The organism is Tissierella sp., assembly GCF_032104385.1.
Classification (GTDB): domain Bacteria; phylum Bacillota; class Clostridia; order Tissierellales; family Tissierellaceae; genus Tissierella.
Genome location: NZ_DAMCHJ010000004.1, coordinates 15,095 through 30,049, shown reverse-complemented (window position 1 = coordinate 30,049; position 14,955 = coordinate 15,095). Strand labels below are relative to the sequence as shown.

Genomic DNA, 14,955 nt, shown 5'->3' with positions numbered 1-14,955 from the left:
TACTAATATTATAATACAATATTCTTATGAGTAAATAAAGAGAAAGAGAAGGTTTTCCTTCTCTTATCCTAATCTTTTATATACTATATTTAGCAATTCCTCTTTTAATGATTTTCCTTCTTTTAAAATACTATCTACCTTGGCTGAAACTTCTTTCTTAAATTCTTCATCTTTTATACTACCTAAATTAATTGTTACATTAAATAATGCACCTTCTAGACCTGAATAAGCTAATAATGTACCTACTCCAACATCTGTAATAGCATTAACATTTCCATAATTAGCAAAAACATCTTGTAATTCTAATATCCTTAAGCATTTCTCTGCACATCTCAAAGGAACCTCTAAAGCTACTTTATATCCTTCTTGAATTGCCTTTGTCCTTGCCATCTTTTCTTCATCAGTTTCCTTTGGAAGTTTAAAAGCTTCCATTACCTTATCGAAGGCTTTTGTATCTTCATCTACAATACCAGTCAAATCTTCAATAAGTTTTTCAACTTCTTTTGAATTATTAGCTATCTTTGATTTAATCTCATCTGAAAGCTCCTCATATGCTTTTTTACCAACTGTTAAATTATTAACCATATTAGTTAAGGCTCCTCCAAGACTCCCTACTAAAGCAGCAACACTTCCACCTCCCGGAGTTGGTTCTCCACTAGCTGTAGCAGCTATGTATTCCTTTAGGCTTTTATTTATAAACATTTATACATACACCTCCTATTTGTATTTTACTATACATTATAAAAAAAGGGAACATCTAATGTTCCCTTTTAATAGTCTTTAATTTATTGTCAAACTATCTTTGTTGTTTAATAAAAGTAGTATCATAATCCTTTAATATGGCCGCCGCCTGAGGGGCTAATACTAAAAGACCTATTAAGTTAGGAATAACCATCAAACCATTAAACATATCTGCCATATCCCATACTACTTCAACCTTTAGGAATGAACCTAAAATAATAAAACCAAGTACTGCTATTCTATAAATATTTACAGCTTTAGCACCAAATAAATATTTAATATTTGCTTCTCCAAAGAAATACCATCCTATTATAGTAGTAAATGCAAAGAAAAATAAACTAATTGCTATAAAGTTTGCTCCAAAGTTGCCAAGACCTATTTCAAATGCCTTTTGAGTCATTTCTATACCTGTAAGACCTAAAGTATTAGCTCCTGTAACTATATTTATAAGTGCTGTAAATGTACATACTATCATTGTATCTATAATAACTCCAACCATAGCAACCATACCTTGTTGTGCTGGATGGTCTACTTTTGCAACAGCATGGGCATGTGGTGTTGAACCCATACCTGCCTCATTAGAGAATAATCCCCTTGCAATACCATATCTTGCTGCTTGTTTCATTGTAACACCTAAAGCTCCGCCTACTGCTGCTTGAGTCGTAAATGCCCCTGCAAATATGCTTTTAAAAGCAGGTCCTATTGCAGAAGGATTTTTAAATACTATTACAAAACTACCTATAATATATAATAACGCCATAATTGGCACTACTAATTCTGCAAAACTAGCAATTCTACTCATTCCACCTATTAATATAAGAGCAGCAAATATAGCAGTTATAACTCCTATAACAACTTTATTAATTCCAAATGCTGAATTAACAGCTGTTGCTATTGAGTTTGATTGAACCATATTACCAACAAATCCTAATGCTATTATTATAGTAACAGCAAAAAATCCTGCTAAAAATTTGCTTTTTACACCTCTAGATAAATAATATGCAGGACCTCCAGTAACCTCATCGCCAGATCTATCAACATATTTTTGTGCAAGTACTGCTTCACCAAAGTTTGTAGCCATACCAAGTATTGCAGATATCCACATCCAGAAAATAGCTCCTGGACCTCCAGCTGCTATTGCTGTTGCGACACCTGCTAAATTCCCTGTACCTACCTGTGCTGCTACTGCAGTAGCTAAAGCTTGAAAAGATGTCATTCCATCTGCATCAGCCTTTTTATCTTTTTTAAAGATTCCACCAAAGGCCTGTTTAAACCCTGGTCCTACTTTACTAATTTGTGGGACTCCTAGTCTAAAAGTATAATAAATTCCTGTAAGTAACAAAGCATATATTAGGAACTTATCCCACAAAAAACTGTTTACTGCATTAACAAATGATTGCATTGAACCTTCCTCCTTCATTAAGTATAATAAATTTTTATGACACACATTTTAATATATCATTATTTTATAACTTTGTAAACTTATTTCGTTAATTTTTTTACAATTAGTATACCTTATTACTCTATATTGCCTATCTCTTATACAAATAATTCTAACTTTAAATAAAAAAATCAACCAATTTTTGGCTGATTTTACATATCATATAAATATAGTACCTTTTATAACTATTTTAGCATTTCCTCCGACTTTAATTATAGACCTTTCCATATCCTCCTCAATTTGACAATGTATTGTACTAGGTCTATTCATAGATTCTCCCTGATAAGATATTATTCTATTATCTTTAATTAGATTATTCTTTTTTAAAAAATAGATTAATGCCCCATTTGATGTCCCAGTTGCCGCTTCTTCATCAATTCCAACTAAAGGAGCAAAATTTCTAGTATATACAAATTTTGAATCTATCTTTGGCAAGTAAAATGCATGGACACCTGTTATATCTAATTGCTGGGAAACATTCTCTAATTCTTTCATATCAATATCTAATTTATCTAATACTTCCTTTTTATTTATAGGTAATATAACATCTGGAAGTCCAGTAGAAATTATTTCTGGATATATTATATTATCCAAGACTCCTATATCTTCTATATTTATTCTCATGGACTTAGTTAAAGAAGACATATCCGTAATACTCTTTATCTCCTTTGGAGTAGCTTGTTCCATGAAAACCTTATCTACTTCACCATCCCTAAATATTATATCAACTGATAATTTTCCTATTTTTGTATTCTGGTAAACTGTCTTTATTCCATTGTAAATAGGTTTTATATAGCCAAGTTTAGCTAAAGTATAAAATGTTGCAATTGTAGCATGTCCACATAAGTCTACTTCGCAAGCTGGGGTGAAAAATCTTACTGTAAATAAATTATCATCTTTTATAGTTACAAATGCTGTTTCAGATAAATTCATTTCCTTAGCAATATTTTGCATTGTATCTTCCGTTAAATATTCTGCATCTAAAACTACCCCCGCTGGATTTCCTCCAAATGTCTTATCAGAAAAAGCATCTACTTGATATATATTTATTTCCATATGCAATTCCCCTTTCAAACCATAAGACTTTTTATATACCATGATAACAGAATATGAATTTTCAGTAATTTATGATTATTTATTTTGTCAAGATATCCATAATTCGTTCCAAATCTTCATATCCATAATATTCTATTTCGATCTTACCCTTCTTATTCCCTTGTACCAAATTAACCTTTGTTCCTAGTGTCCTCATTAAACTTTCTTCTAACTCTATTGTATGTGAATCTTTTATCTTTTTATCGTTGTTATCAGGTGTAGATTTTTTATTAGCTATTTCTTCTACTTGTCTGACATTCAAATTATTATTTATTATCTTTTCAGCAGCTAATAATTGTTGTTTTTTATCTTTAATACTTAGTAATGCCTTTCCATGTCCAGATGTTAAGTTTCCTTTAGATATATACTCTATAATATTATCTTCTAAGTTTAGAAGTCTAACAGTATTTGCTACATAAGATCTGGACTTTCCTATCTCATTTGCTAGTTCTTCTTGTTTTAAGTTATAGTCTTTCATCAGCTTTTTATATGCCAAGGCTTCTTCTATAGGATTTAAATCCTCTCTTTGTAAATTTTCAATTAAAGCAATTTTTGCTGACATTTCCGTATCTATATCTTTCAATATACAAGGGATTTCATGTAATCCCGCAGCCTTAGAGGCCCTAAAACGTCTTTCACCTGCAACTATCTCATATTTATCTTTTATCTTCCTAACTATAATTGGTTGTATTAATCCATGTGTTTTTATGGAATTAGTTAAATCTGATAGTGCTTCTTGATGAAATTCTTGCCTTGGCTGGTTCTTATTAGGTATAATTAGATTTATATCTATATTTTCAATAGTTTTTTTTGATAAATCATTATCCTCATTGATTATTTCTTCAGATATTAGAGCAGATAATCCTTTTCCCAACCCTCTTTTTTTCACACTCACATTATCACTCCTCAGATAATTCTAGAAATTCTTCAGCCAATTCCATATATGCTTCTGCTCCCTTTGATTTAGAATCATAATCCATAATCGACAATCCATAGCTTGGAGCTTCTGCTAACCTAACATTTCTAGGAATAAGACTTACATAAACCTTTCCCTTAAAAAAACTTTTTACTTCATCTACTACTTGTATAGATAAGTTTGTCCTCCCATCAAACATACTAAGGACAACCCCCTCAATTTCCAAATTAGGATTTAATCCCTTTTTTACAAGTTTTATTGTTTCAAATAATTGACTTACACCTTCTAATGCATAGTACTCACATTGAATAGGTATAATTACACTATTAGATGCAACTAATCCTATTACAGAAAGTATACCTAATGATGGAGGACAATCTATGAAAATATAATCATATTTATCTTTAATATCTTCTAGCTTACCTATTAATATTTTTTCCCAGTTTCCTTCTCTTGCTAATTCTATTTCTAAACCAGCCAGCTCATTATTTGACCCAATTATACTTACACCTTCCGCCGAAGTTTTCATAATTGCATCTTTTAAATCCACGTTATTCACTAATACATCATAAATAATAGGATTTCCATTGTTTTTATCTACTCCCAATCCTGATGTTGAATTCCCTTGAGGATCAATATCTATTACAAGAACTTCCTTTCCCAACTTTCCCAATCCTGCACTTAAATTTATGGTGGTTGTAGTCTTCCCAACACCACCTTTTTGATTAAATATGGATATAATCTTACCCAAAAAACCACCACCTAATATTTTTTATTACCTAATATGATATCAGATTATTTTAATATTTGAAAGAATTCTTTAATGTTTCACGTGAAACATTAAAGAATTATGATAAAAATATAAAATTCAAGACTGTTTCTAAAAGGATATATTACTAAACTCTCAACCTTATACTATATAGTAACGTTTTCCCTTCATGAAATAATTTATTAAATACATTATTGTTTTGGATTCTCAATTGATGATTTAGAAAAATGAATTCTATTTAACTTTCTTATTTCTCTATAATAATCAATGTACAATAAAATATTGTACAGATAATACTAACACTAAAACTTACTATAATTGAAATATCTGATTGAAACATTAAATCCAAAATTGAGCTTATACCAAACATAGTCAATAAAAATATAAAAATAGACTTTAATACCATCTTCATAAATCTATCATTATATTCTAATATTTCCTTGTCTTTGGCATCCACAGAGTTATCTCCTTCCTATTGCTCATTTATATATCACTATGATGTAAAATATAAATGTTCTATATTTTATAAAAACTCACTTTAGTTACAATACATTTTCATCCTTTAATTCTTTTATTGCCTTTTTTATAGCCATTTTAATTACAAAATATAGGATTATTGCTGGTATACCAATATATATAGGTAATAAAAATAAAATCGTAGGTAAAATTCCAGATAAAATTTCCATTATCTAAACTCCTCCTTAGAATTTAAGTTTCTTTACATAGATTTACATATACGAATTTAAACATCAGCTTTTAAAAACTATTAATTCCCTATTCTTTAATTAGTCTTATATCATCTATAGTCAAATCATTTGGAATTAAAATATAAGATATAACAAAGAATAAAATTACTATGGACAACATAAAGAAAATTGTCAACAACAACCCTCGCTTCCATGTTTCCAATGTAGCTTCATGATATGAAATATCAAATTTTTTATCTAAAGTATATCTATAAAAAAAAGTAAATGATATGACCCCTATAGAAAGTAAAATATTTTTTATTTTTAATTTAATTCTTAATCTATTACTTATTTCATATACATTATTTTTTATTTTTATTCGATTTGGATTTCTATTATAACTAGAAACTCCACAAAACATCAATTGCTTCTTTAATGAGTTTTTCATAAATTCTCCTTTCTAAAACAATTGGATAGCCTCTTTCATCTAAATTATTAATTAATTTAATGTATTAGAGCAACTCTTATTTATACTTAAGTATTCTCCAAATCAATACTAATAAAAAACTCTATTACACAACCAATATTTTTTGCTATTGACTTACCTTCTTTCTTTATTATAAATGTTTTCATTAATAGTCCTATTTCAATGCATAAAATTGAGGCACTTATTGTAATTTTACTAAAAAATGGTGAAAATTCCTTGTTTGAAATTAAAACAATTAAAATCGGTATAATTATAATAAGCGTAGCAAGAACATATAAAACTCCACTTAAATTTGTACCTACCACTAAAAAATCCAATTCTTAGATATTAAATAGTCAGTACATCCTAGGCACAACTAAATCAAACTAGACTCTATACTTTTATTCCCACTTCTATATTTTGCTATTTTATCTACCCCAAAAATAACAAACCCTAATAAAGTATTCTTGCTTTACATTATCTTGCTGCTGAAGTATTTTATGTAAATAATATTCAATTAACAATCATATCCGTATAAGTCAACATATATCTTACTAATTTACAGTTCTATTACGATATATAACCAGAGTGATTGCATTTAATATGATAGTAACAGTGAGAAGAACTGCTGAAACGAAAGTTACAGCACCTGTTGTATCCATTAATGCAGACCAATCTGCAATCTTAACTAAATGGTTGTTATAGAAAATCTGAAAACATAACGAAATAGCACAGGCACTAATACTAATAACAGATAAAATAGCCCAATTATCATGATTACGTTTCTCAGACTTAACCAAGCTAATTATTGGTAATATCCAAGCTATTAAACCTAATGCCAAGCTTCCAACATTTAACAAACCCATAATTATTAAAACCTCCTAATTTAAAATATATTGCTGGTTTCTATACTAATATTCAATTAAAACAATAAATTCAAGGCTAAAAAACTAATAATGAACAATAAGATAATTGGAATAAATAAATGTATTTTCTTTTTTGTCTCTTTATATCTATTCCATTCATCTATTGCCTGACTAATAAGTGTTATCACAGCTAGAGTAATAAAAACATTACGTGGAATATCAATTTTCATAAGTACAAATATTAAATATGTAACTGAAACTATACCTACAATAGTTCGTCTTACCTTTTCCATATGATCATCTCCTAATAGGATTTTAAAATACTTCTTATGGTTTTTTCTATATATTTACAATTTAATACTACAAATTTTTCTACTAATATATTATATTAAGTGTAATCTTCTCAATGATAGCTGAAACTCTAAAATCCATTTAAGTGAATTAGTTAAACTTGTTAAAAGGATATCTTAAATCATCACTATATCCAGCACTTGCTTTTCACCACAGTTCTTTTATATAATGTACAGACAGAAATATTATCTTTTACAAATAAAAAAATCTCTAAATATCCGTCAACTTACATAAATACCTTACACCTAATCCCTATATAAAGTTTCCCTATGTTTTCTATACTTAAAGAATTGAATCCTATATCAAAAAATCCTTGTCCCATTTCTAAAAATCTGGAATTTAAAGAATATATTTTATATCAATCATATTTTCCACTTCTATATATTATTTCCTAAAACAATAACAAATAATTAATGTTCCACGTGAAACATTAATTATTACATTTTTCTTCTAAAAATGGAGTATACATCATAATTGCATGATTCTCTGTTATATATTCATCATCTATTAATTTTCCTTCAAAATTATATTTCTTCCTATATAAAACATTGTGCCTTGTATAGCCTCCCCAAATTTCAGAATAAATCCTATGGTCTTTTTCATGAACTTCATATGTATATATTGGCTTTGATGTACTCCTCCATTCTCCGTATAAATATTCTTTACCTATTTCTACATATAACTGATATGGCTCTCTTGTTTCGTTTTTTATCATTAAATCCCTATAATTATAGACACAAGTTGCACCACTTCCAAAGGGTTGAGTTCTACTAGAATCAGGGAAAACATCATAACTATGTCTATATCTTTCTACAACTGTCAATGGTGTGTGGATTGTCATCCAATATATAAGATTTGATAGCTGACATAATCCACCACCTACCCCTGGTTTAAAGTTACCAGAAAATAATACAATACCATTTTTATAACCTTTCCATCTTGTAGGTCTTCCTATTAATTTCCAATAGGAAAAGGTTTCTCCTGGATTTATTATTACTTTATTAATTTTTTTCACTGCAATTCCCAGATTAATAATTTTATTATATTGTAAATACATATCTACATCTTTTAGCTTCCTAATCAATGGTGTTTGATGTATAACTTGAATATAAGGTAACAAAGCGTTTGATTTTTCTTTCGAAAACCTTATCCCTCCAAATATCCATTGAATATACCTCTTAGAAGTATAATAACTCTTACCTGCTATTAACCTAAGTTTAGACCTTTTAATAGGCTTTAAATCCATTTAACTCACCTTTTTCTTTTATTATGTTTTTTTAATTTTTTCTCCTTAATTAAATAACTAATAAAAATAGTGCCTATTGAAGCAACTAACTTAATTTTCCAAAGATGAAAGAAATTTTTTATAAAATAGTCTAAGGACTCTAACAATTTAGATGATTCAATAGGTGAGAAATATTTTATCCTTGTACCTGGAAAAAATCCGAACAATGTAAATATAATTATAAATGATATAAAAACATTAACTTTATTATCCCTCATTTACTTCACCTCTTTTGTCCTAAACTTCTTAACTTGTATAAATCATATCATAAAAAAATTGCTTTTGTAATTATTAAGTAAATTGTAATCATAATGTAATTAATTATGGGAGATTATTCTATTACTTATATTTTGTTAGTTATATCACTTATTGGGTATATCTAATTTAACCATAAGTAAATTTTTAAAATAGGAAGTGATTTAATGACTAATATAAAAATATTTTCAGATTTTGCTTGTCCATTTTGCTATATAGGCTTTTCCATAGCCAATAAATTGAGACAAGAAAATCCTCACATAGATATGGAATGGATTCCTTACGAATTGGATCCTAACTTATCCTTGACGGGAGATATACTTACTAATTATATTCCTCAAGACCAAATAGACATGAGCTATAAAAGAATCGAAAGATTAGGAGCAGAGTATGGATTAATATATAATAATAAAACTAAAAAATTTAATACCCATAGATTACACAAAGCTGCACTTTATGCCAATGATAAAGGTAAATACTATGAGTTTGCTAAAGAGTCCTTTAAAAGCATATTTCAATATGGTAAAAATGTTGGAGATCCCTTAATCCTTAATGAAATAGGACTAATAGTTGGACTCAATATAATAGAAATGAATAATTATATTGATAATAATTATTTTGATGAAAAAATGAAAGAAGCTAAAAATTTAGTATCTGTTTACAATATAGATAGTGTGCCTACTTTTATAGTGGATGGTAAAAAGAAAATAACATTATTAAAAGATTACGAAAAATTTAAAAAAGATTTATTAAAATAAGCTTTATAAAAAACAATAAATGTTCCATGTGGAACATTTATTGTTTTTTAAATTATAATTAATATTCTATAAATCTCCACCTATAACTCTTGTAAAATTATAGTTTATATTAACCTTTAACCCTTTGCTATGATTTTAAAGCAGTAGTTCAATATCATAAATTTTCATTTTGTTTTCTAGATTTTATCTGAATACATTACTTATTTTAACCATCTATGATATTATGTCTAAACAAAATTATTCCTATAAAACAACCTTTTATCCCAGTTCAGATAAATAACATACCTGTTAAAAATTAAATATTAATTTCTTTTAAAGACTATAAATAATTCTCTGGTTTTCTTGGGTATTAAAATATAATTATAAACCTTTTCAATTATTCCTTATGGCTCTAAATTTATAATTTTTATTTATTAATATTTTTTAATTATTTATAAATTCAACAAAAATATAATAAAATAATTTACCAATGACATTATTTAAAAATACTTTATATTATATAATATTATAAAATCTATTTAAAGCCCTTATAAGTCAAAATTTAAACTTTATTTATTAATTATACCTACGATATGTACTTTCATTTAAAACCCTTTTAAAACTTAAAATACAGCCTCGTTTTTTAGTGATTTATTTCCAAAAAACTTTTTATTAATTTACTTAATCTCTATATAAAAGAAAAAGCAATAAGTAAATGTAATTATATATTATATAAATTCTTAGAAAACTTACTTTTTCTTAATATATAAAATTTATCAAAATCCAATTCTTATACATACTATAATTATAAGTTATACTTCTCTAAATATATAGTCTTTTAAATAAAATAATATTTCATTGGACAACATTATTTTATTTATCTGTTAAATTTTATAATATGTACTTGCTTATGTGAATATACATATTTTATACAAGTATTTATAATTCAAAATAGGAGAGTTTAAATGAAAAAAATAATAAGAAGTCTTAATAATTTAATTAATATTACAATTATAATTATAATATTGACATCAATAATTATATGTAATATGTATCCTAAAGCTATTTATACATTTTCAAACAATCCTGCTGCTATTGTATCTAAGGGATCAAAAGAGGAAAAAATTTTAGCTTTAAGTTTTGATGATGGTCCACATCCAAAATATACTCTTGAAATTCTTGATATCTTAAAACAATATAATGTTAAAGCAACTTTTTTTGTTTTGGGTAAACATGCTGAATCTTATCCCGATATAATAAATAGACAAGTATCTGAAGGACATGAAATAGGAAATCATTCTTACTCCCATATAAATATGAAAAAAGTATCTGATAAGATAATTAAGGAAGAGTTTGAAAAAACCCAAGAAATAATTTATTCAATAAGCAATATAAAACCTAAAGTTTTTAGGCCTCCTTATGGCAATTATAATGATGATGTAATCAAGATAGTCAGCAGCGATAATTTATCAGTAGTTCTTTGGACTTTCTATCAAGATTCAAAAGATTGGAGTAATCCTGGAGTAGATGTAATAGTTAATACTACCTTATCAAAAGTACAAAATGGAGATATTATATTATTACATGATTATGTTTATAAAAAAGAAAGTCACACTGTAGAAGCTTTAAAAATAATTTTACCAAAATTAATTGACGAAGGATATCGGTTTGTTACTATATCTGAGTTGATTGATATTTCTCAAGGAAAAAAAGTATTGAGTAACTTTAACTAAGTCTAAAATATATGTTTTATATAGAAAATAAAGCCAAGATTATGATCCTGGCTTTATTTTGGTATTTTAACAACTACTTCTACATGGTCACCTTTATCCACTTCTTTATATTCTGCTTTAATGCCAGTATCTTTAATAGCAGAAAAAGCCTTTTTAATTGTATTTAAATATATTCTGATATTTATTAAACTTTTAATATTTTGTTTTACTTCATTATATTCTTTCTTAGTTAAATCATCTAGTATATCGTTTACTAAAGCTTCCGTCTTATTTACATTTAACTCATTATTTATTACTCTTTCTAAGATTTTTCTTTTTAAATCATCATCTGCTAATTTTAACAAAGCCCTTCCATGTCTCTCTGTAAGATTATGTTCTAGTAAATCCTTCTTTATATCCTCCGGTAATTTTAAAAGTCTCAATTTATTAGCAATTGTAGATTGATTTTTCCCCATCTTTTCAGCTATTTCTTGCTGAGTAAATCCATGATCTTCTATTAAATTATTATATCCTTCTGCCTCTTCAATAAAGTTTAAGTCTTCTCTTTGTAAATTTTCCATTAATGCAATTAAAGCAGATTCCTTATCTCTATAATCTACTATAATAGCTGGTATTTCATGAAGCTCAGCCAATTCAGATGCCCTAAGCCGTCTTTCTCCAGCTATTAGTTCATAAGAATCTTCATTGATTTGCCTAACACTAATAGGTTGAATTACTCCGTAAGCTTTTATAGACTGACTTAACTCTTCTAAAGCTCTCTGATTAAAATCCTTCCTAGGCTGATATGGATTTGGTTTAATAATAGATATAGGAATATATTTAATTTCTGGTTGAAAATTTTTCATATGCATCCCTCTTCTCAATTGACTTTATTATATATTTCTATATAGAAAGGAATATTTCCTTCTTTATTGCCCAAGTTTTTTCCTACAAATTCCCTTATATTATAAAGGATTTTTCTTTGGTTTTCCCCCTGCTCTAGGATATTTTGTAGGAGTTTCTTGAGTTTTGTTTATTATTATCAAAGAATGTACTATATCTGAATTAGGAATCCTAACTATTTCCTTCTTAAAAACTTTTCCTCCTAAGAGTTTTATACCTTTTTCAGATTCCTTTAGTTCTTCATCTACATCTGGACCTTTCATGGCTATAAAATATCCTCCTACCTTTACAAATGGCATACAGTATTCTGATAATGTATTTAAAGAAGCTACCGCTCTAGATATACAAATATCATATTGTTCTCTATATTTTGGATTTTTACCAAACTCTTCTGCTCTACCATGTACGGCCTCTATATCTTTTAAGCCTAAAGTGTTAATAACCTCATTTAAAAAAACGATTCTTTTATTTAAACTATCTAATAAAGTAACTTGAATTGCATCATTAAAAATTTTAAGAGGTAATCCTGGAAAACCTCCACCAGTACCTATATCTATTACCTTTTTCTTTCCATCAAATAATTTCGTAACTATTGGTGTTAAACTGTCTAAAAAATGTTTTATATCTATTTCACTATCATCAGTTATGGCTGTAATATTTATTTTTTCATTCCATTCTTTCAATAAATTTTTATATTTGATAAAATGGTCTTTTTGTTCCTTATTTAGTTCAATCCCTAAATCTCCTACACCCTCTAGCAAGGTTTCAATATTACTCATCTATCCCTACCCTTTCTCCTCTTCTTTTTTGCTCTAAGTAAATTAATAATACATTTATATCTGAAGGTGTAACTCCTGATATTCTAGAAGCTTGTCCTACAGAATCAGGCTTTATATTATTTAATTTTTGTTTTGCTTCGTTGCTTAAACCCTTTATTTCGTTATAATCAATATCTTGATTTAATTTTTTATTCTCTAATTTTTTAAACTGCTCTATTTGAATCATTTGTTTCTTTATATAGCCTTCATATTTAATTTGAGTTTCTACTTGAAGTCTAATTTCTCTTAATAAATCATGTCTGTCTAAATCAAGGACTGATAAAGCATCATAGCCTAGTTCAGGTCTCTTTATTAAATCATAAAGAGTTGTAGGAGTATTTATAGGCGAGCTATTTAGACCCTCTATTATATTATTATTTTCTATAGTTGGATTTATCTGTACTTTTTTAAGTCTTTCAAGTTCTTTTTCTATAGACTCTTTCTTCACAATGGTCTTTTTATATCTTTCCTCTGTTACTAATCCTATCTTATAACCACGCTCTGTAAGCCTTAAATCTGCATTATCCTGTCTTAAAGTAAGCCTGTATTCAGCCCTTGATGTCATCATTCTATAAGGCTCATCTGTACCCTTTGTAACTAAATCATCAATTAATACTCCTATATATGCCTCTGATCTATCAAGTATAAAAGGTTCTTCACCTCTTATATTTAATACAGCATTTATTCCTGCAATTAAACCTTGAGAAGCAGCTTCTTCATATCCAGATGAACCATTTATTTGCCCTGCGAAGAAAAGATTATTTATTTCTTTATGCTCCAATGTTCTCTTTAGTATTGTAGGATCTATTGAATCATATTCAATTGCATATGCGGATCTCATAAATTTTACATTTTCAAGTCCTATGATTTCCTTATACATTTCTAGTTGTACTTCTTCTGGTAATGTGGAACTAACACCTTGTACATACATTTCCTTAGTAGATAAGCCTTCTGGTTCTATAAAAACTTGATGTTTATTTTTATCAGCAAACCTTACAATCTTATCTTCAATAGATGGACAGTATCTAGGTCCTACCCCATCAATATCACCTGCATACATAGGTGAGCGATATAAATTATTTCTTATAATTTCATGCATTTTTTCAGTAGTATAAGTCAAATAACATGGAACCTGTTCTTTATCAAAAATCTTATCCATATTTAAGAAAGAAAAAGGTATAACTTCCTTATCACCTGGTTGGATCTCCATCTTTGAATAATCTATGCTATCTCTATGGACTCTAGCTGGAGTACCTGTTTTTAGTCTTCTCAATTTAAATCCTTTTTGCTTTAAGGAATCTGATAAAATTACGGAAGGAAACATTCCATCTGGTCCTGATTCATAATTGATCTCTCCCATGTAGATTCTTCCCTTTAGATAGGTACCTGTAGCTAAAACTACAGCTTTACAATTATAAATAGCTCCTGTTCTAGTTAAAACTCCTTTCACCTTATTATCTTCCAAAATTATATCTATTGCTTCTCCTTGTCTTAAAGTTAAATTTGGCTCATCTTCCAATACTTTTTTCATTTCAGTATGATATATCTTTTTATCTGCCTGAACTCTTAAAGAATGAACTGCTGGCCCTTTAGAAGTATTTAACATCCTAGACTGTATAAAAGACTTATCTATATTTAAAGCCATCTCTCCACCAAGTGCATCTATTTCTCTTACTAGATGTCCTTTTCCTGTACCACCTATATTAGGGTTACAAGATAAGGCTACTATGGAATCTAAGCTCATTGTCATTATCATAGTATTCATGCCCATTCTACTACTTGCTAAAGCTGCCTCAACACCTGCATGTCCTGCGCCTATTACTATAATATCATATTCTCCTGCAAAATAATGTTTTACTTCTTTCATAAATTTCACCTTTCTAAAATAAGGAGGAAAACTTCTCCTCTAAATAA

18 protein-coding genes are annotated in these 14,955 nt (G+C 27.8%); 2 read left to right on the top strand and 16 right to left on the bottom strand.

The features are described from left to right. Positions 1-63: 63 nt before the first annotated feature. The 13 genes from RT714_RS05985 to RT714_RS05925 all read right to left on the bottom strand — a co-directional run bounded on the left by RT714_RS05985 (position 64) and on the right by RT714_RS05925 (position 8,834). Positions 64-702, bottom strand: coding sequence for a cyclodeaminase/cyclohydrolase family protein (locus tag RT714_RS05985; RefSeq protein ID WP_313756674.1), 639 nt, complete (start codon positions 700-702; stop codon positions 64-66). Between the two features lie 94 nt (positions 703-796). After that, entirely contained in the window at positions 797-2,143 is a 1,347-nt protein-coding gene (locus RT714_RS05980; RefSeq protein WP_313756673.1) for a sodium:alanine symporter family protein, read from the bottom strand. A gap of 198 nt (positions 2,144-2,341) precedes the next feature. Further along, positions 2,342-3,238 (bottom strand): PhzF family phenazine biosynthesis protein, encoded by an 897-nt coding sequence (locus RT714_RS05975; protein ID WP_313756672.1) that lies wholly within the window; start codon positions 3,236-3,238, stop codon positions 2,342-2,344. 79 nt (positions 3,239-3,317) lie between these two features. Then, positions 3,318-4,172: a ParB/RepB/Spo0J family partition protein gene (locus tag RT714_RS05970; protein WP_313756671.1), complete on the bottom strand. Its 855-nt coding sequence runs from the start codon at positions 4,170-4,172 to the stop codon at positions 3,318-3,320. Positions 4,173-4,176: 4 nt separating this feature from the next. Then, positions 4,177-4,944, bottom strand: a complete 768-nt coding sequence (locus RT714_RS05965) for an AAA family ATPase (RefSeq protein WP_313756670.1) — start codon at positions 4,942-4,944, stop codon at positions 4,177-4,179. A 265-nt stretch (positions 4,945-5,209) separates the two neighbouring features. Next, positions 5,210-5,419 carry a hypothetical protein gene (locus tag RT714_RS05960; RefSeq protein ID WP_313756669.1) on the bottom strand — a complete coding sequence of 70 codons (210 nt, stop codon included), beginning with the start codon at positions 5,417-5,419 and terminating at the stop codon, positions 5,210-5,212. 85 nt (positions 5,420-5,504) lie between these two features. Further along, entirely contained in the window at positions 5,505-5,648 is a 144-nt protein-coding gene (locus tag RT714_RS05955) for a hypothetical protein (protein ID WP_313756668.1), read from the bottom strand. An 88-nt stretch (positions 5,649-5,736) separates the two neighbouring features. Beyond that, complete coding sequence (locus RT714_RS05950) at positions 5,737-6,096, bottom strand: hypothetical protein (protein ID WP_313756667.1); 360 nt, start codon at positions 6,094-6,096, stop codon at positions 5,737-5,739. 86 nt (positions 6,097-6,182) lie between these two features. Further along, positions 6,183-6,452, bottom strand: a complete 270-nt coding sequence (locus RT714_RS05945; protein WP_313756666.1) for a hypothetical protein — start codon at positions 6,450-6,452, stop codon at positions 6,183-6,185. Positions 6,453-6,668: 216 nt separating this feature from the next. After that, entirely contained in the window at positions 6,669-6,980 is a 312-nt protein-coding gene (locus tag RT714_RS05940) for a hypothetical protein (RefSeq protein ID WP_313756665.1), read from the bottom strand. Positions 6,981-7,036: 56 nt separating this feature from the next. Then, complete coding sequence (locus RT714_RS05935; RefSeq protein ID WP_313756664.1) at positions 7,037-7,273, bottom strand: hypothetical protein; 237 nt, start codon at positions 7,271-7,273, stop codon at positions 7,037-7,039. Positions 7,274-7,761: 488 nt separating this feature from the next. Then, positions 7,762-8,577 carry a VanW family protein gene (locus tag RT714_RS05930; RefSeq protein WP_313756663.1) on the bottom strand — a complete coding sequence of 272 codons (816 nt, stop codon included), beginning with the start codon at positions 8,575-8,577 and terminating at the stop codon, positions 7,762-7,764. A 5-nt stretch (positions 8,578-8,582) separates the two neighbouring features. Then, complete coding sequence (locus RT714_RS05925) at positions 8,583-8,834, bottom strand: hypothetical protein (protein WP_313756662.1); 252 nt, start codon at positions 8,832-8,834, stop codon at positions 8,583-8,585. A gap of 204 nt (positions 8,835-9,038) precedes the next feature. On the opposite strand from RT714_RS05925, the gene RT714_RS05920 reads away from it, so the two are divergent. Continuing rightward, positions 9,039-9,629 carry a DsbA family protein gene (locus RT714_RS05920; RefSeq protein WP_313756661.1) on the top strand — a complete coding sequence of 197 codons (591 nt, stop codon included), beginning with the start codon at positions 9,039-9,041 and terminating at the stop codon, positions 9,627-9,629. Positions 9,630-10,573: 944 nt separating this feature from the next. After that, entirely contained in the window at positions 10,574-11,341 is a 768-nt protein-coding gene (locus RT714_RS05915; protein ID WP_313756660.1) for a polysaccharide deacetylase family protein, read from the top strand. A gap of 53 nt (positions 11,342-11,394) precedes the next feature. Here the strand turns inward: RT714_RS05915 and noc are convergent, their stop codons facing one another. The 3 genes from noc to mnmG all read right to left on the bottom strand — a co-directional run bounded on the left by noc (position 11,395) and on the right by mnmG (position 14,908). After that, positions 11,395-12,186, bottom strand: coding sequence for a nucleoid occlusion protein (noc, locus tag RT714_RS05910; RefSeq protein WP_313756659.1), 792 nt, complete (start codon positions 12,184-12,186; stop codon positions 11,395-11,397). A gap of 99 nt (positions 12,187-12,285) precedes the next feature. Next, positions 12,286-13,002 (bottom strand): 16S rRNA (guanine(527)-N(7))-methyltransferase RsmG, encoded by a 717-nt coding sequence (gene rsmG / locus RT714_RS05905; protein WP_313756658.1) that lies wholly within the window; start codon positions 13,000-13,002, stop codon positions 12,286-12,288. Next, positions 12,995-14,908 (bottom strand): tRNA uridine-5-carboxymethylaminomethyl(34) synthesis enzyme MnmG, encoded by a 1,914-nt coding sequence (mnmG, locus tag RT714_RS05900; RefSeq protein WP_313756657.1) that lies wholly within the window; start codon positions 14,906-14,908, stop codon positions 12,995-12,997. The genes rsmG and mnmG overlap by 8 nt, the downstream gene beginning before the upstream one ends. Positions 14,909-14,955: the final 47 nt, after the last annotated feature.

Coding starts and splice junctions, on each gene's coding strand:
- RT714_RS05985 (WP_313756674.1), bottom strand. CDS start 702: ATGTTTATAAATAAAAGCCTAAAGGAATACATAGCTGCTACAGCTAGT.
- RT714_RS05980 (WP_313756673.1), bottom strand. CDS start 2,143: ATGCAATCATTTGTTAATGCAGTAAACAGTTTTTTGTGGGATAAGTTC.
- RT714_RS05975 (WP_313756672.1), bottom strand. CDS start 3,238: ATGGAAATAAATATATATCAAGTAGATGCTTTTTCTGATAAGACATTT.
- RT714_RS05955 (WP_313756668.1), bottom strand. CDS start 5,648: ATGGAAATTTTATCTGGAATTTTACCTACGATTTTATTTTTATTACCT.
- RT714_RS05950 (WP_313756667.1), bottom strand. CDS start 6,096: ATGAAAAACTCATTAAAGAAGCAATTGATGTTTTGTGGAGTTTCTAGT.
- RT714_RS05940 (WP_313756665.1), bottom strand. CDS start 6,980: ATGGGTTTGTTAAATGTTGGAAGCTTGGCATTAGGTTTAATAGCTTGG.
- RT714_RS05935 (WP_313756664.1), bottom strand. CDS start 7,273: ATGGAAAAGGTAAGACGAACTATTGTAGGTATAGTTTCAGTTACATAT.
- RT714_RS05930 (WP_313756663.1), bottom strand. CDS start 8,577: ATGGATTTAAAGCCTATTAAAAGGTCTAAACTTAGGTTAATAGCAGGT.
- RT714_RS05925 (WP_313756662.1), bottom strand. CDS start 8,834: ATGAGGGATAATAAAGTTAATGTTTTTATATCATTTATAATTATATTT.
- RT714_RS05920 (WP_313756661.1), top strand. CDS start 9,039: ATGACTAATATAAAAATATTTTCAGATTTTGCTTGTCCATTTTGCTAT.
- RT714_RS05915 (WP_313756660.1), top strand. CDS start 10,574: ATGAAAAAAATAATAAGAAGTCTTAATAATTTAATTAATATTACAATT.
- noc (WP_313756659.1), bottom strand. CDS start 12,186: ATGAAAAATTTTCAACCAGAAATTAAATATATTCCTATATCTATTATT.
- rsmG (WP_313756658.1), bottom strand. CDS start 13,002: ATGAGTAATATTGAAACCTTGCTAGAGGGTGTAGGAGATTTAGGGATT.
- mnmG (WP_313756657.1), bottom strand. CDS start 14,908: ATGAAAGAAGTAAAACATTATTTTGCAGGAGAATATGATATTATAGTA.